General features: G+C 35.5%; 17 protein-coding genes and 1 pseudogene. 7 read left to right on the top strand and 11 right to left on the bottom strand.

Features of this window, described 5'->3' with window-relative positions:
- Positions 1 to 449: 449 nt before the first annotated feature.
- The 5 genes and pseudogenes from GKR88_18345 to GKR88_18325 all read left to right on the top strand — a co-directional run bounded on the left by GKR88_18345 (position 450) and on the right by GKR88_18325 (position 5,710).
- Positions 450 to 1,271, top strand: coding sequence for a transcriptional regulator (locus tag GKR88_18345; GenBank protein ID QMU66044.1), 822 nt, complete (start codon positions 450 to 452; stop codon positions 1,269 to 1,271).
- Positions 1,268 to 2,071: a nucleotidyl transferase AbiEii/AbiGii toxin family protein gene (locus GKR88_18340; GenBank protein ID QMU66043.1), complete on the top strand. Its 804-nt coding sequence runs from the start codon at positions 1,268 to 1,270 to the stop codon at positions 2,069 to 2,071. Before GKR88_18345 ends, GKR88_18340 begins: the two co-directional genes overlap by 4 nt.
- Positions 2,071 to 4,320: pseudogene (locus GKR88_18335) on the top strand (N-6 DNA methylase). Before GKR88_18340 ends, GKR88_18335 begins: the two are co-directional and overlap by 1 nt.
- A gap of 63 nt (positions 4,321 to 4,383) precedes the next feature.
- Positions 4,384 to 4,731: a transposase gene (locus GKR88_18330; protein QMU66042.1), complete on the top strand. Its 348-nt coding sequence runs from the start codon at positions 4,384 to 4,386 to the stop codon at positions 4,729 to 4,731.
- 1 nt (position 4,732) lies between these two features.
- Entirely contained in the window at positions 4,733 to 5,710 is a 978-nt protein-coding gene (locus GKR88_18325) for a DDE transposase (GenBank protein ID QMU66775.1), read from the top strand.
- Here GKR88_18325 and GKR88_18320 read toward each other — a convergent pair.
- The 7 genes from GKR88_18320 to GKR88_18290 all read right to left on the bottom strand — a co-directional run bounded on the left by GKR88_18320 (position 5,690) and on the right by GKR88_18290 (position 11,310).
- Positions 5,690 to 6,067: an IS3 family transposase gene (locus GKR88_18320; protein ID QMU66041.1), complete on the bottom strand. Its 378-nt coding sequence runs from the start codon at positions 6,065 to 6,067 to the stop codon at positions 5,690 to 5,692. The genes GKR88_18325 and GKR88_18320 overlap by 21 nt on opposite strands.
- A 74-nt stretch (positions 6,068 to 6,141) precedes the next feature.
- Positions 6,142 to 6,339 carry a transposase gene (locus GKR88_18315; protein QMU66040.1) on the bottom strand — a complete coding sequence of 66 codons (198 nt, stop codon included), beginning with the start codon at positions 6,337 to 6,339 and terminating at the stop codon, positions 6,142 to 6,144.
- A 60-nt stretch (positions 6,340 to 6,399) separates the two neighbouring features.
- Positions 6,400 to 6,684, bottom strand: coding sequence for a hypothetical protein (locus tag GKR88_18310; GenBank protein ID QMU66039.1), 285 nt, complete (start codon positions 6,682 to 6,684; stop codon positions 6,400 to 6,402).
- A gap of 107 nt (positions 6,685 to 6,791) precedes the next feature.
- Positions 6,792 to 7,973, bottom strand: a complete 1,182-nt coding sequence (locus GKR88_18305; protein QMU66774.1) for a beta-ketoacyl synthase — start codon at positions 7,971 to 7,973, stop codon at positions 6,792 to 6,794.
- A gap of 20 nt (positions 7,974 to 7,993) precedes the next feature.
- Positions 7,994 to 9,259 carry an adenosylmethionine--8-amino-7-oxononanoate transaminase gene (gene bioA / locus GKR88_18300; GenBank protein ID QMU66038.1) on the bottom strand — a complete coding sequence of 422 codons (1,266 nt, stop codon included), beginning with the start codon at positions 9,257 to 9,259 and terminating at the stop codon, positions 7,994 to 7,996.
- Positions 9,256 to 9,867, bottom strand: a complete 612-nt coding sequence (gene bioD, locus GKR88_18295) for a dethiobiotin synthase (protein ID QMU66037.1) — start codon at positions 9,865 to 9,867, stop codon at positions 9,256 to 9,258. The genes bioA and bioD overlap by 4 nt, the downstream gene beginning before the upstream one ends.
- A 258-nt stretch (positions 9,868 to 10,125) precedes the next feature.
- Positions 10,126 to 11,310, bottom strand: a complete 1,185-nt coding sequence (locus tag GKR88_18290; protein ID QMU66036.1) for an aminotransferase class I/II-fold pyridoxal phosphate-dependent enzyme — start codon at positions 11,308 to 11,310, stop codon at positions 10,126 to 10,128.
- A 49-nt stretch (positions 11,311 to 11,359) separates the two neighbouring features.
- On the opposite strand from GKR88_18290, the gene GKR88_18285 reads away from it, so the two are divergent.
- Both GKR88_18285 and GKR88_18280 read left to right on the top strand, forming a co-directional pair.
- Positions 11,360 to 11,710 carry a hypothetical protein gene (locus GKR88_18285; protein ID QMU66035.1) on the top strand — a complete coding sequence of 117 codons (351 nt, stop codon included), beginning with the start codon at positions 11,360 to 11,362 and terminating at the stop codon, positions 11,708 to 11,710.
- 183 nt (positions 11,711 to 11,893) lie between these two features.
- Complete coding sequence (locus GKR88_18280) at positions 11,894 to 13,264, top strand: redoxin domain-containing protein (GenBank protein ID QMU66034.1); 1,371 nt, start codon at positions 11,894 to 11,896, stop codon at positions 13,262 to 13,264.
- Here the strand turns inward: GKR88_18280 and GKR88_18275 are convergent.
- From GKR88_18275 to GKR88_18260, 4 genes are all read right to left on the bottom strand, one after another.
- On the bottom strand, positions 13,253 to 13,612 hold the full coding sequence (locus GKR88_18275) for a YraN family protein (GenBank protein QMU66033.1): 360 nt from the start codon (positions 13,610 to 13,612) through the stop codon (positions 13,253 to 13,255). The genes GKR88_18280 and GKR88_18275 overlap by 12 nt on opposite strands.
- 94 nt (positions 13,613 to 13,706) lie before the next feature.
- Positions 13,707 to 13,952, bottom strand: coding sequence for a hypothetical protein (locus GKR88_18270; protein ID QMU66032.1), 246 nt, complete (start codon positions 13,950 to 13,952; stop codon positions 13,707 to 13,709).
- Entirely contained in the window at positions 13,939 to 14,760 is an 822-nt protein-coding gene (murQ, locus tag GKR88_18265) for an N-acetylmuramic acid 6-phosphate etherase (GenBank protein QMU66031.1), read from the bottom strand. The genes GKR88_18270 and murQ overlap by 14 nt, the downstream gene beginning before the upstream one ends.
- Positions 14,761 to 14,796: 36 nt before the next feature.
- On the bottom strand, positions 14,797 to 17,031 hold the full coding sequence (locus GKR88_18260; GenBank protein ID QMU66030.1) for an NADP-dependent isocitrate dehydrogenase: 2,235 nt from the start codon (positions 17,029 to 17,031) through the stop codon (positions 14,797 to 14,799).
- Positions 17,032 to 17,034 lie beyond the last annotated feature (3 nt).

Here is a 17,034-nt window from a genome sequence, read left to right as displayed (position 1 = left end):
TGGTGTAAAAGCATTGATGAAACTCCTGAAAACAAGCTGTTTTAGTTTATATAAAGCCATATTTAAGCAAATAAGAGATATCGTATTGAGTCAATAACGTCATTTTCTAAACGATTTGAGAATTTGATTAAAAATCATAACGCAAGTGCTTTTTGCAAATTTCTAGCGCTTCAGAAAAATTAAACTATAATTTAATGTGCTTTTGAGACGAACTGACGTTGTATGCCATTGCGGAAAAGAAAAACCACCACACGTTCAAGCACATTTAATTTTGCTCGTACCTCACAAAATCAAAAGAGCTTTCACCTCCCCACTACTCAAAGACTAGCAGTCTAAATTATGTTTCATATCGAAATAATCAGCTTAAAGCTGACTTTTTTACTTTAAATAATTGTTTTAAATTTTATTATTTGTATCATTGTAGTCAGTTAAAAGCTGACTTACAAACTATGAGAGCTAAAAATATTTCAACTCAATCCAATCAAATTCTGACTTACTTCAACCAGATGGATAAGGACTGTTTTGTTTATACTGATGCAATAAACGCACTACCACAATCAAGTGACAGTGCTTTAAAAGAACTGCTCAGCGACATGGTAAAAAGAGGATTATTGATGCGATTAAAAAAAGGGTTGTACTATATAATTCCCTTCGAAAAAGATGCTGAATCCTTTATGCCCGATTGGCATATAATAGCTGGACATCTAGTTAAAGAAGCTAACCACTATATTGGCTACTACTCTGCTTTACAAATTCATAACTTAATTACTCAACCCTCTTTAAAGGAACAAATAGTTGTTGCAAAACAAATTCGCCCCTCAAAAATCAAAATAAAGGATATTGATTTTCAATTCATTTATCACAATGAAAAACACTTTTTCGGTGCTAAGAAAATATGGATTGATAGCTTCAACAAAGTACTGTGCTCTGATTTAGAAAAAACATTTATTGATTGCTTATTTAAGCCTGACTATGCAGGTGGAATTGTTGAAGTGGCAAGAGCAATCTATACATCAAAAAATAAGATCAAGTTTAGTAAACTTTTGGAGTATGCTGAAAAATTCAAATCACAAGCAGTTATTAAACGACTAGGATTTCTAATAGAAATCCTAGAAATAGAAACAGACATTATTCCTAAACTAAATAAGCTAAAAACGGCTTCTTATGTACTTTTAGATACTGAACTACCAAAATCTGGAAAGATGATTAGCCGTTGGAGTATTCAACAAAATTTAGAAACTGAAACTATTAAATCTGCTATTTACACATGATTAAACCAGGAGAAATACAAAACAAAGCTCGTGAATTCGGTGTTCGAGATCAGCAGATTGAAAAGGATTACATCCTTTCATGGATTCTGCAAGGGATATCTTCGCATGAAGACCTCTCTAAAGTAATTGCTTTTAAAGGCGGAACTGTTTTAAAGAAAGTCTATTTTGAAGATTACAGATTTTCTGAAGATTTGGATTATACACTACTTGATAATGATATTACCAACGAGCAAATATTTGAATGGTTTGCAGAAGTATTCGAATATATAAGTGAAGAAGCTAACATTCCATTAGAAATAATAGATAACAATGAGCATGAAGACGGAGGAATCAACTTCTATATCAGCTATGTTGGTCCACTTGGAGGAATAGGAGCAAATAAAAAGGTAAAAGTAGATATTTCAAGAAGTGAGAACTTAGTCTTTGAGCCTATCATGAATAACGTTTTTCTTGGATATAGCGATCAAGAGGAACATCAATTACTCTGCTATTCTTTAGAGGAAGTTCTGGTAGAAAAATTGCGTTCCGTGATGCAACGAATGCAGGCTCGTGATTTTTATGACATCTGGTATTTACTAGAAGTTCATGACATGTCTGTTGATTTCTACATCAATGAATTCAAAACGAAATGCGAAAACAAAGATGTAAACCCAGCTGATTTTCACCAAAAATTAGAACAGCGGTTACCACAATATAAAGGAAGGTGGCAAAAATCTATGGCTGACCAAATTCAGGACTTACCAGATTTTGAAACCGTATTAAGAGAAGTAATGCGTCATCTGAAAAAACTTGAACTCTAATGATTACAAAAGATAATTTTAAAGACCTACTGACAAAACTTGGATTTTCAAGTAAGGGTGACACGTTTTCTAAAAAATTCAAAGAAACAAATGCTTATTTGAAAGTTGATTTCAAAGCTGAAAAGCTTATCTACCCAGAAGACAAAGGTTTCACAATAAACGAGAAGCAAACTTGCAACTTCAAGCAGAAAGAAAACTTTGTTGTTTTTGAATGTGTTCACTGACTTTTTGAACAAGGTTACAAACCAGAGCATATTGAACTTGAACCCAAATGGAAAGTTGGGCATGGTACTAGTGGCGGACGTGCAGACATTATGGTAAAAGATAATTCAGGTAAATCACTGCTCATTATCGAATGCAAAACAGAAGGAAAAGAGTTTGATGATGCTTGGAAGAAAACGTTAATCAATGGAGGACAGTTACTTTCTTATGTAAAGCAAGCGGGAAGTACTTAGTTTGTTTGCTTGTATGCTTCTGATTATTTGGACAGCAAGGTTATAGCAGATTATCGCCTTATTACACTGAAAGACAATAAAAAACTACTGACAGAACTCGCAGACAAAAAGCCTCTTTCATTCGAAAAAGCAAAAGGTTTAGATATTGAAGACATTTTCAAAGCATGGAAAGAAACCTATAGTCAGGACTACGCAACAAAAGGAATTTTTGAAGAAGATATACCAGCCTATAAAATTGGGAAAACCAAATACTCTCTAAAAGATTTAAACACCATTAGTAGTAAAGATATTCAAGGGAAATACCATGAGTTTGCTACAATCTTGAGACAGCACAATGTTTCGGGACGTGAAAATGCTTTTGATAAGCTCGTCAACTTATTTCTATGTAAAATAGTTGACGAAACTAACAATCCAGAAGAACTAAAATTTTATTGGAAAGGAATTGCTTATGATGACCAATTTAGTTTGATTGACCGTTTACAAAAATTGTATCAAGATGGGATGCAACGATTCTTAGGAGAGGATGTGGTTTACATTAGTGCAGATCAAATAGACAAAGCGTTTGATTTTTTCAAGAATGATCCAGATGCTACAAAAGACACTATTAAAAAGTATTTTAAAGAACTAAAATTCTTCAACAACAACGATTTTGGATTTATTGATGTCCACAATGAAAAATTATTCTATCAAAATACCGCTATACTCTTAAAAATAGTACAAATGCTTCAAGACATTAGATTAAAGTCTGAAGCTGACTCAAAAGAAGAGCATCAATTTTTAGGTGATATGTTCGAAGGCTTTTTAGATCAAGGTGTGAAACAATCAGAAGGGCAGTTTTTTACACCAATGCCTATTGTGAAATTCATCTTGAAATCATTACCTCTGGAAAACATCATTACAAAAGGTGATGAGATCCCTAAAGTGATTGATTTTGCTTGTGGTGCTGGACACTTCTTAAACGAATATGCCAAAGAAATAAAACCTATTGTAGAAAAAGAGAAGGAAGCAAAAATCACCGACTTCTATGAAAATGTTTATGGTATTGAAAAAGAATACAGATTATCGAAAGTAGCCAAAGTTTCTTCTTTCATGTACGGTCAGGATGACATCAATATTGTTTATTCAGATGCTTTGTCTTCTGGTAAAGCTATGGATGACAAAAATATCAAAGACAATAGTTTCTCTGTTTTAGTTGCTAATCCTCCGTATAGTGTAAAAGGGTTCTTGGAAACACTTTCTGAAACCGAAAGAAAAAAATATGAGCTGATTGAAACGATTGGAGAAAAAAGCTACCCAAATAATAACAGTATTGAAACCTTCTTTATTGAAAGAGCAAAACAGTTGTTAAAACCAGGTGGAGTAGCTGCTATCATTGTGCCCTCTTCTATCCTAACCAAAGGAAACGCAAAAAGCACCTCTAAATCCACTAATATTTATGTGGCAACCCGTGAAATCTTACTAAAGTATTTTGACATTGTTGCTATTGCTGAATTTGGTAGCGGAACATTCGGAAAAACTGGCACCAATACGGTTACACTGTTTATTAGGCGTAAAAATGAAAACCCTGCCCCAGCCGATCATTTCAAAAATCGAGTTACTGCTTGGTTTAATTACGATAAATCAAAAGATGGTCTGTTTGAAGACGAACATTTACTCAAACGGTATTGCAATCAATTGGAATTGAAGTTTAAAGATTATCAAACTCTCTTAGAAGGAAAGCCAAGTACAGCTTTATTGGCAACAGAAATATTTGAAGAGTATAAAAAGGAATTTGATAAATGGTCTGAAATAAAAAAGGATCAAGCAAAAAGTTTGTGGAGTAGGTTAATTTTTTAGAGTTTTGGTTTAAAAACTCAAATGCATACACAAGAGCTCCTGAAGCATTTTTTACCCGAAGGTATTTTAGATTACTTTGAACTTAAAGAGGTAAAAGATTCAACGAACAAACTTACTTTGGTTTTAGAAGAAAAACCTATACAACCAGATGAGTTATCTCATCGTAAATTACATTCCAAAGGATTTTACCCAGTAGTATATATTCAAGATTTTCCAGTACGTAACAAGGCTTGTTTTTTACAAGTAAAACGTAGACGATGGTTAGATGTTGATACCTCAGAAGTATTCTCAAGAGATTGGAATTTGGTAGCAAAGGGAACTCGAATGACAGAAGAGTTCTCTCTTTTTTTAAAGAGGCTTGTTAGATAGTATTCCAGTAAGTTGTAAAAGTTTATCTACCTACTATCACCTTAACGGCAAGCGATTAGAAGAACAATATCGCAATCATTTAAGTAACTTTTTGACTTGGGATCAATTAGCTCATGCCGACCAATGGCTGCTTTTTAAGAAGAATATAGGAACTCATTTAAGTATTGATGAAGTAGCACTTACTCAAGGCGAGCTCTATACAGTGATTACCAACAAAGCAGGTAAAGGAAAACGAGGCAGTTTAGTAGCCATAGTAGCTACCACACAAAGTGAACGAGTCATAGAAGTGTTAAGGAAAATTCCAAGTAAAGACCGATATTTAGTAGAAGAAATCACTTTGGATATGGCACCTACTATGGAAAAGATTGCTAAAAAAGCCTTTCCTAAAGCTACTCAGGTCACAGACCGATTTCATGTACAAAAACGAGCTTATGATGCCTTGCAAGAAATTCGAATACAGTATAGATGGAAAACCATAGAACAAGAAAATAATGAAATAGCATTGGCTAAAGAAACAGGAAAAAACTTTAAACCGAATATCCTTGACAATGGAGATACTCCCAAACAACTACTAGCTAGAAGTAGGTATTTACTCTTTAAAGCCCCTAACAAATGGACAGCCAAACAAAAATTTAGAGCAGAATTACTCTTTGAAAGATACCCCAACTTGGAACGAGCTTATGAGCTTACTAGAGAACTGGCAACGATTTATCAAAAGACAAAAGACAAGGCGGTAGCATATACAAAACTAGCTAGATGGTATGATAAGGTAGAAAAATCAGAGTTCAGTAAAAGTTTTGGAACAGTAGCTAGATCAATACAAAGTCATTATCGAAGCATCTTAAATTTCTTTGATAATAGAAGTACCAATGCTTCTGCTGAATCTTTTAATGCTAAAATAAAAACTTTTAGACTACAATTTAGAGGCGTAAGATCTGTTCCTTTCTTCCTATTCAGACTATCTAAAATTTATGCGTAAAAATCTAAATCCCACAACTTTTTTGCTTGACCCCCCTTTACCTCTTTTGGAAGTATTAGGCTTGGGGCCAACGGCAGACAACCCCATGAGTCTGTAAAGGCGTTCTATGCGCTTTTTGTTGATCTTATAACCCTTATCCATATTGAGCCAAGTAGTTATACGAGGAACTCCAAGCCATGGGTGAAGCAGATGCTCCTCATCTATCAATCTCATGATCTCCAGATTCAATGAACTCTCTCCCTTTGGAATGTAATACACACTACTACGATGAATTTGTAATAAATCACATTGCTTTACAATAGACAGCTTACTTGCCTTGTCAACCTGTTCTTTACGCTGTTTTGAACTCTTATTCATGACAAGGCTTTCTTTAAAAAATCAATCTCCATCTTTTGCTGACCGATCTTCTTTAAATAACGATCTTCTTTCTCTTATGACTCTGTTTTTGAATCCTTTACCGGACGATCAAATACAGCTTGACCATTTTTTAAAAATTGAGCCTTCCAATTGGTAATTTGGGTTGGATGGATCTCATATTTACGACCCAACTCTTGAATCGTATAACGCTCGCTCAAGGATTCTAAAAACACCTTGAATTTAAACTCTGATGTGAATCTTCTTCTACTCATGATACAGTAAATTTATAATTAAAAATCTAACTTAAATTACTGTCCGATTTTTGGGGGGAATTATAACTTATGTATTTTCGATCTTCCGCGCAGATATAATATACCATCAAGAATAGCAATTCTAATTGCATTTACATCTTTTGCTTCAAGTGTTGCTATTGCATCTTCAAAATCGGAATTTTGAGAACCCCAAAAATCTGATAAAAATTTGGCTTCTCCTATTACATATTTCCCATTAAAGCGTTCAACGAAATCCAAGCCTTTATCTCTGTTATAGTTTAAATGCTCTTTACCAAAAAATATAGCACTAAAAAGCTTAAGTCGTAAATATAAAAATTCTAATATCTTATATGGTTCTTTTTGATATAACTTTTACCTTTAGTGCTATTTTACCGATACCAAAACTGACTTTAAACTTTATACCTTTCCAACTTTAAACTATTTAAAATCCTTTATTTCCCCAGTAATACGGATACTGCATTTCCGCCAAAACCTACGCCATTTACCAAAATTTTGCGTATGCTCTCCGGTTGATGTTGCTTTTTGGCATAAGGAACAAGAACAACCTGCTGGTGCTGTAACATCAAAAGTGCCAGTTCCAAACTTAACATTCCCGAAGCACCAAAAGTGTGACCCAACTTCCATTTGTTAGTGGTTAAAAAAGGAAGTTTGTCAGAAAATACTTTCTTTATGGCTTGATACTCCGAAATATCACCTTTTACGGTTCCCGGTGCATGCATGATAATTACATCTACTTCGTCTGGATTACTATTCTCCAGGGCCATAGACATTGACTTCTGAAAACACTGTGCGCCTGTAGATATGGAAACACTATGCTCTAAAATTTCCGTAGCAAACCCGACTCCCTCTATGGCGGCCATTGAGTTCTTAGGTTTTCCTTTTTCCAGACACAATATAGCAGCACCTTCTCCTATAACCATCGTATTTTCTTTTTTATTCAAATCAAAAGCCCTGGAGGGATATATATTATTTTGGTGTTGCCCGTTAAGTAAAGTACTTTCTTTTGTATAAATCTTCAGCGCCTGCATTTGAGCAATGGTAAAAGCCGTTAATGCAGCTTCGCTCCCTCCTACCAAAAACTTATCCGCCATTCCTCCCTGTATCCATGCAACTCCATTTAGCAGAGCATGCAAAGCCGTTGAACAGGTAATAGAGTGCGATATTTCCGGCCCGTCGGTTTGTAAATCGTGTGCTACCCACGAAGAAATATTTCCTAATGTCGTTGTTGGTGATGTTTGTATTTCTGCAAAATCGTACTTTAAAAAAGAGCGATGATACTTTTCAAATAATGCTGTAGCTCCTCTTGAAGAACCTATATTGACTCCAAAACAATCTGAGGCTTTCCAACCTGCTTTTTTAACTGCTTCTCTTGAAGTATAGATGGCATATAGTACGGTATGATCTAAGTTTTTATAGGCAGAATTTGATAGCCGTAGTGCATGTAGTTCTTCTTTATTTTCATCGGAAATGGCTGCTACCCAGGCAGTAAAAGAATCGAATGATTTCGATACCATGTAATGATGACGGTTTTGATATTTCTTCCAGATTTCACTTTGATTTTTCCCCAGCGCGGAAAGAGATGAAATTGAAGTTATGGAAACAGCGGTTTTCAAATGATAAATTTTCAGCAAATTTAAAATATTGTCAACGACTCTTCAATGGTTTGATATATTTTCTGTAATTGTTTTTTTGAAATGGTATAAGGGGCAGCTATATAAACGGTATTCCCAAGAGGTCTTAAAAAAACACCTTTCTTTATAAAGAAATGAAATAATTGATCTCTTATATTGCCATAACGATCCGCTTCGATATCCAAATCCAAAGCAAAGATGATTCCTATCTGGCGTGTTGCTTTTACTTTTGGATGGGTTTTTATTCTTTGATTAAATGCTTTGTGGGAAGCCATAATTTTTTTACTTTTTTTCTGAATTTTTTCAGTTTGTAATAATTCCGTAGCAGCTAAAGCCGCAGCACATGCCAAAGGATTTGCAGAATAGGTATGCCCATGAAATAATCCCTTTGCAATATCATCACTGTAGAAGGCATCGTATATTTTTTGAGAGCATGTGGTCAGTGCCATAGGCATCAAGCCTCCTGTAAGTGCTTTGCTAAGACACATGATATCCGGTTTGATTTCTATTTGATCGGACGCAAAATAAGTACCTGTTTTTCCGAAACCTGTCATTACTTCATCTGCAATGGTGATGATGTGGTGTTTTTTACAAAAACTCAGGATACGATGTAAGCCCTCAATACTATACGTTTTCATGCCGGCAGCCCCTTGTACCAAAGGCTCATACACAAAACCTGCTACCTTGTTTTTTGCAACTGTCTTTTCTAAGGTTTGTATAATATGGTGAGTATTTTCTTTACCCGGCGTTGGAATCCTTTGTACTTCTATAAAATAATCTTCAAAAGCACCATTGTATACTGAGAATCCCGAAACACTCATAGCACCGAAAGTATCTCCGTGAAACCCTTCTTCAAAAGCTAATAATACCTGTTTCTTTTCCCCTCTGTTAAAATGATATTGCAATGCCATTTTAACTCCTACTTCAACACTGGTTGACCCATTGTCGCTAAAGAATATTTTTTGCTGGTTTTTGGGTAAGATCTTCATCAATTCTTCCGATAATTGTATTGCCGGTTCGTGAGTAAACCCACTAAAAACCACCTGGTCTAATCGTCGCATTTGTTTAGAAACCCGCCAGATAATATAGCTATTGCAATGCCCGTACATGGCAATATACCAAGAGGCAATTCCGTCTATATATTCATTTCCTTCTTCATCTGTTAAAATGCAGTTTTTTGCTTTCTTTATAGCAATGGCGTCAGGGTGTGTTTTATGCTGCGTTAAAGGGTGCCAGAGGTATTTTTTATCTCTTTTCTGTAAACTCATAATTTCGCTTTAAATCTTTCTGCATATTCTTTGATTACATGCTTGTCAAAATAGGGTTCTTCATCTACTCTTCCAATTACGGGAACACGGGTCATTTTTACAATGATATCTTCGGTACTTTCATGTTTGTTTCCCGAAAAAATGACAGACACATGATACCCTTTTTCTTGTAAGGTTTTCACAGTTAACAATGTATGGTTAATACTGCCCAAATAATGGCGGGAAACAACAATAACATTGTACTCCTCTTTAATGATATCTATAATTGTATGCTTGTCATTCAGAGGAACCAATAACCCTCCGGCGCCTTCTATCACCAAATGGTTTTTTGTTTCAGGTTCCGTAAGGTTGTGTAATTTGATTTGAACTCCGTCAATTTCTGCTGCTGCATGCGGACTCATCGGGGTTTGCAGGGCAATTGCATTTTTATGAAAAACAGATGTTCGATTTGAAATGAGTGCCGCTACTCTGGCTGTATCCGAATTGTGTAAGTCCCCTGCTTGTACAGGTTTCCAATAATCGGCTTCCAAAGCTTCCGTTATAATAGCTGCCACGACGGTTTTTCCTACACCTGTTGAAATTCCTGTGATAAAATATTTTTTTGCCATTTGAAAAGTCTTTTGTTTTTATTGAATATTAAAAGATTTAAAAACAGTCTAACCATTCCCTTTCCGGTATCTAAACGGGCATTCAATTAGGGCGTGTTAACACTAAGCCAAAAATTGTCTTTTTTGCTCTTTTTCTGCCTTTTTTCGTTAGCTTTTTTAAACGTAGCTCGGCTATGTTCTGCAAAAACTGCCTCAAAATCCAAAAAAATAGCTAAAAAATCCATGATTCTCGTTTAGTGTTAACACGCCCTAATATTTTTAACCGGCTACAAAAATAGCTAACAACTCCAAAACGTTGCGAATTTCTTCTTTTGAATTATAGGAATGGAGACAAAAACGCAACCGTTCTTCATTCTCACTGATTGTGGGTGATAAAATAGGTCGTACATCAAACCCTTCTTTCTGTAGCTTTTGCGCAATATTCTTTACTTTCTGATTTCCCGGAATGATGCAAGATTGAATTGTCGAATTGCTTGTGATAAATACATGTTGAAGTTGCAATCGTATGATCTCTTTTTTAAAAAAAGTAATCCGTTCTTTTAATGCTTGTCGTTTTTTATCTCCGTCAGCATTTTTTAAATAATGATAAGCCTCGTAAACCGTTGCAATGGTATGTGGCGGCAATGCGGTTGTATATATAAAGCTTCTTGAAAAATTAACCAAATATTGTTTGAGTTTTTCATTTCCCAATATGGCTGCTCCGTGACAACCTAACGCTTTGCCAAAGGTAATGATTCTGGCAAATACGTCTTTTTCCATACCTATATCCTGACAAATTCCTTGTCCTTGTCTTCCAAAAACACCAACGGCATGTGCTTCATCGACCACCAAAAAAGCATTGTTTTTTTTTACCAATGCAATCATTTTAATGAAATCCGGAGTATCGCCATCCATAGAAAAAACAGCTTCGGTAACCACAAAAATTTCCTGGCGATATTTTGATTTGTCAGCAGCTATTGCATTAGCAGACGTCATATGATACTTCAATATTTTATCCAGATCTTTTAAATCGTTATGTCTAAACTTGTATGATTCTGCATTGCTTATTTTGATACCATCTCTTATAGAAGCATGTATAAATTCATCATATAAGATAATATCCCCCCGTTGAGGAACCGCAGAAAAAAAACCTATATTGGCATTATATCCGGAGTTGTAAACAGTTGCCGACTCTGAGGCGTGAAATTCGCATATTGTTTTTTCCAATATAACATACGTTCTATGATTTCCCGATAGCAGTCGCGATCCGGTAGCTCCATTAGCTTTTATGTTATGATATAGCAGGTATTGGTATACGCGGTCAAAAATAACTGTGGATGCAGCGATGCCTAAATAATCATTAGAGGAAAAATCAATCAGGTGAGTGCGGGTTTGCAATGTTCTCATTGCATTTTTGCCGGTACGTTTTTCTAGTTTATCATCTAGTTTTTTCGGAAACCTCATCAACGCAAATGTATGTAAAATCTCATACCTTTGTCTTTTTAATAACGCAATGACCAAAAATATTTCTTTAAAGGAAAAATGGGATCTGTTGGTTGCTAAACTTTCCCGTCAATTTGCAGACGGGGCTACTTTACAGATAGATGGTATTATTTATTTAATTGGCGTTCAGGAATTGGGACAGGGAAAAAGAAGGTTTAAAAAAGATGAAAAAATACATCTGATGCATATTGCCATTTGTAGACTTTTGGAACCTTATGGTTATTATGCTTTTGATTATTTTGACAATGATAATTGGCCGCATTATAAAACCATTACCGAGCTCCCAAACTTAAAACCCGGAGAACAAACCGTACTCATGAAAGAAGCAATTATACATTACTTTGAACAATTGAACTATTGAACTCATTTTGAATAAGTTTTAAAAAGGTTCCCAGTGTAAAAATCTTTGAGAAATCAGTTTATTTTCTTCCGGAAACAGTACTTTTGGAACACTCCTTGAGAAGGAGGCTTTGTAGTTGATACGTTTGAATGCTTCAAATTAAAAACTTTCTTAATGAGTTCAATATAAACCAAGTGAATCCGTATGAAAAAAATCGTTGTTTTTTTGTTATTGACAAGTGCCCTTGTGCAGGGGCAATATAAAATATCGGGTACTTTAAGCCCTTCTAAAGATTTTAAAAATGCTTATTTGTATAAAATAGAAGGTACCAATCAGTTGTATTTAAGAAATGTTGCTGTTAAAAAAGATACCTTGCAAAGAAATGCCCAACAAGTTATAGTAGATTCTTTTGAGTTCCTGTTTAATGATAATGACACCCCCGGTTATTACAGAATTGCTTACGATTTGCAAAAAGGAGGTTTTGTAGATTTTTTATTTAATAAAGAAGATATTGTTTTTTCTATCGATTTGAGTTTACCCAGACCTTTTGTTGAATTTCAGAAGTCTAAAGAAAACAGGTTGTATACGGATTATCTAAAAACAATTTCCGTAGCACAATCAAAAACAGATTCCATACAGGCTTTATATTTAAATATGCCAACGGGAACAAGTGCCAGAGCATATAAGACTTCGGTAGCTAGCGTAAAAAAAATTCAGGAAGACTACTCCCAAAAAGCAACCGGCTTTCTGATAGCTCATTTTATCAAGGCTGCAGCTCGTTATAATGCTCCGAAAGTAATAAAAACCGTTCAGGAACATCAAGACAATATACGCACTCATTTCTTTGACTATATAGATTTTACTAATCCACACCTTTTTAATTCTTCTTTTTTAATCAGCAGTATTAACGATTATGTATTTTATGTAAACCATTCGGAAGATTCGGACCAGCAGTTGACATTGCACAAAAAAGCAGTTGACAAAGTACTGGAATTAATTACGAATCAGCAGTTTAAGGTCGCTATTATAGAGTTTTTAATGACTCAATTTTCCGATATAAAATATGCTTTAATTGTAGATTACATGATTGCCCGACACTATGATCAACTTCCCGAAGCACTCCAAAATACCGAATTTAAAAACAAAGTAATACGCGAACTGTCAGTCGCTATTGGCAGAACTGCCCCGGATTTTTCCTGGGAAGAAAATGGAAAAACAGTTACACTTTCCGAATTAAATGAAGCGAATCATTATATATTGGTTTTTTATAGTACGGAATGCTCTCATTGTATGAAAGAAATTCCACAATTATTTACATTTATGAAAGATAAAACCCATGTAAAAGTGATTGCTTTTGCCATGGAAACAACTCAAACTAAATGGGATAAGTTTAAAACATCATTGCCCGGATGGCGCCATGCTCTAGGCTTAGGAAAATGGCATAACAAGGTAGCTGCAATCTATCAGGTTGTTGCTACGCCCAGTTATTTTGTATTAGACACCGATAAGCAAATTATCGGAGCACCTATACCATTAAATCATTTAAAAAATATTATTTCCGGATTAAAAAAATAAAAATGCGTATTCTAAGTGTTCAATAGAAGTAGCTACTTCGTTTTTTATAATGGCTATAATGTCAAACCGTACTTCAATATCCAACTCTTTTTGGAATACATATGAGTTCATGGCCATTACCATTAATTTTATCTTTTTGGGGTTTACAAAATGTTGGGGATCTCCAAAATTTCCGGTAGTTCTTGTTTTTACTTCAACAGCAATCAGTATATTTCCTTTTTTAGCAATAATATCTATTTCTGCCTTTTGATAGCGCCAATTGTGCTCCAAAACCTCATATTTTTTCTCCACCAAATAATCGATAGCTATCTGCTCTCCTTTTTTTCCTAATTCATAGTGTGTTGACATGTGTTATAAAGTTTGAAAGTGTAAAAGTTGCATTTAAAAATCAAAATATGTAAAAATCGTCATTTAAAACCTGTGAAGTTTAATACCAATGAACTCATTTGGAATCAAAAATTGCGCTTACAATAATTTTAAACGTTTTAAAAGCAAAGAAAACAGTAAACAATAGCAGTAAAAAAGAAATCATTACAGCACCAATGGAAAGCATATATTGATATCCTTCTTTATAAAGATGCAATGCTTTATAAGAAATACTCAATACAACAGGGGAAACAATAAAAAGCAAAATCAAAACACCTAAGTATTTTAAACCCTTTACTAACTGTTTCTTATGAGTTGCCATCCGTATAATTTTTTATAGCATTTCTTACCGATCCGTATTCTTCCAACAATAGAGAAGCCACATACTCGCTTATATGCAATTCATCGACTAACATTAAAATCCCTCTGCGGAGCAATTTATTGTTTGACAATTGCATGTCTACCATTTTGTTCCCCTTTACCTTTCCGAGTTGTATCATAGTAGCAGTAGTTATCATATTTAGCACCATTTTTTGCGCCGTCCCTGCTTTCATCCTGGAACTTCCGGTAATAAATTCAGGGCCTGTTACCACCTCAATCGGAAATCGGACAATAGTGCTTAAATGCGAATTCTTGTTGCAGGTAATGCATCCGGTTAGAATACCCTGTTCATTACAACGCTGTATGGCAGCAATAACATAAGGTGTGGTTCCCGAAGCAGCAATCCCAACAACAACATCTTTTTCCGAAACAGCATGTTCTTGCAAATCTTCCCAACCTTGTGTTAAGGAATCTTCTGCAAATTCAACTGCTTTTCTAATGGCTGCATCACCTCCGGCAATCAGCCCGATAACCAAATTGTGAGGAATGCCAAAGGTAGGAGGGCATTCCGAGGCATCTAAAATACCTAACCGGCCACTGGTTCCTGCTCCAATATAAAATAACCGACCGCCATTTTGTAGTTTGAGAATAATTTGTTCTGTCAGTCTTACGATTTGCGGAATGCTTTTTTCTACCGCTATGGCAACGGTTTGATCTTCTGCATTTATTTTTTGAATTAGTTCGGAAACCTCCATGGTTTCCAAATGGTCATATTTGGAATCTTGCTCGGTAGTTTTGATAAAATCCATTACCTAAATATAATCATAAACTTCTAAAAAATATCTCTAAAGAAGTTTCAATGTTTCCAGTATGTTATTTAAAGTGTTGCTAGGTCTCATGGCATTAGAAGTCAACACCTCATCTGTATGGTAATACCCGTTAATATCTACCTTTTGACCTTGAACCGAATTCAATTCTTCTATAACAACAGACTCATTATTTGCCAATGCATTGGCAATATCAGTAAAAGTAACTTTCAATTCAGTATCTGTATTTTGATTGGCCAACTCTTGTGCCCAGTACATAGCTAAATAAAAATGACTCCCTCTGTTGTCTAGCTCATTTACTTTTCTAGATGGAGATTTTTTATTTTCCAAGAGTTTTTCCATAGCATTATCCAGCGTCTCTCCTAAAACTTTTGCTTTGGTATTCCCTGTGGTTTCTCCCAGGTGTTCTAAAGAAACGGCTAGTGCCAAAAACTCCCCTAATGAGTCCCATCTAAGATGGTTTTCTTCTATAAATTGCTGTACGTGTTTTGGAGCCGATCCACCAGCTCCTGTTTCAAATAATCCTCCTCCGTTCATTAGCGGAACTATGGAAAGCATTTTTGCCGATGTTCCCAATTCTAAAATGGGGAAAAGATCCGTAAGGTAATCACGTAATACATTTCCTGTTACCGAAATGGTATCTTTTCCGTCTTTAATCCTTTCTAAGGTGAATTGAGTAGCTTCCGCAAGCGATAAAATACTGATATCTAATCCTGTAATGTCATGTTCAGATAAGTAAGCATTGATTTTTTTTATGATTTCCGCATCATGGGCTCTGTTTTTATTCAACCAAAAAACAGCCGGAGTACTGGTAGCTCTGGCTCTTTTTACGGCTAGTTTTATCCAATCCCGAATAGGAGCATCTTTTACCTGGCACATTCTCCAAATATCACCGGCTTTTACGGTATGTTCCGTTAAAACCCTATCATTCGCATCTATTATTCTGACAACACCGTCGGCTGTAATTTCAAAAGTCTTATCATGCGAACCATATTCTTCTGCTTTTTGAGCCATTAAACCCACATTTGGAACCGTCCCCATAGTGGTAGGATCAAAAGCTCCGTGTTTTTTACAAAAATCGATGGTAGTTTGATAAATTCCTGCATATGAACTGTCGGGAATCACTGCCTTTGTATCCTGCGGATTTCCCCTGCTATTCCACATCTGGCCTGAATTTCTGATCATGGCAGGCATGGAAGCATCAATAATAATGTCGGAAGGAACATGTAGGTTAGTAATTCCCAAATCGGAATTTACCATAGCCAAATCAGGATTGTTCTCATACACTTTGTTAATATCGGCTAGTATTTCATTTTTTTTATTCCCTGTTACCGTATTGAGGTTTGAAATCAGGCTTCCTAACCCGTTATTCGGATGGAAACCTATTTCATCAAGAGTATCTCGGTGTTTTGTCATTACTTCTTTAAAAAACACATTAACCACATGACCGAAAATAATGGGATCGGACACCTTCATCATAGTTGCTTTCATATGAAGCGAAAATAGCACATTGTGTTCTTTGGCATCTTGTATTTGAGCCTCTAAAAAGGACAGCAATGCTTCTTTGTGCATCACGGCAGCATCGATAATTTCATCTTTGAGCAAAGCAATATCTTCTTTTAAAACCGTCGGCTCGCCATGGAAATTTTCATGGACTATTTTTACGGTGGTTGCTGAAGGAATGGTAACCGATTGTTCGGTATGGGTAAAATCGCCGGCTTCCATAGTAGCAACATGTGTTTTAGAATCCGAAAGCCAGGACCCCATGGTATGCGGGTTCTTTTTTGCGTAATTTTTTACAGCTTTTGGAGCCCTCCTGTCAGAATTGCCTTCTCTTAATACCGGATTTACGGCAGAACCTTTTATTACATTGTATAAAGCTGCTATTTTTTTTTCTTTGTCATCAGCAGGAGTATCCGGGTAGTCCGGTAACGCATATCCGGAGGCTTGCAATTCCGAAATAGCGGCCTTTAACTGTGGTAGGGATGCGCTGATATTAGGAAGTTTAATAATATTGGCATCGGGCTTCTTTGCCAAATCTCCCAAAAAAGCCAAAGCATCTTCTACTTGCTGTTCTTTTGGCAGATATTCGGAAAAGTTTACCAAGATTCTGGCAGCCAGTGAAATATCTTTGGTCGTTACCGTTATATCGGAGGTACTTGTAAATGCTTTAATAATAGGTAATAAAGAACGCGTAGCCAAAGCCGGTGCTTCATCCGTTAGGGTATAATAGATAGTAAGTTTTTGAGACATTGT

The sequence above is a fragment of the Flavobacteriaceae bacterium genome (genome assembly GCA_014075215.1).
GTDB lineage: Bacteria > Bacteroidota > Bacteroidia > Flavobacteriales > Flavobacteriaceae > Polaribacter.
This window is presented reverse-complemented; position numbering and strand designations above follow the sequence as displayed.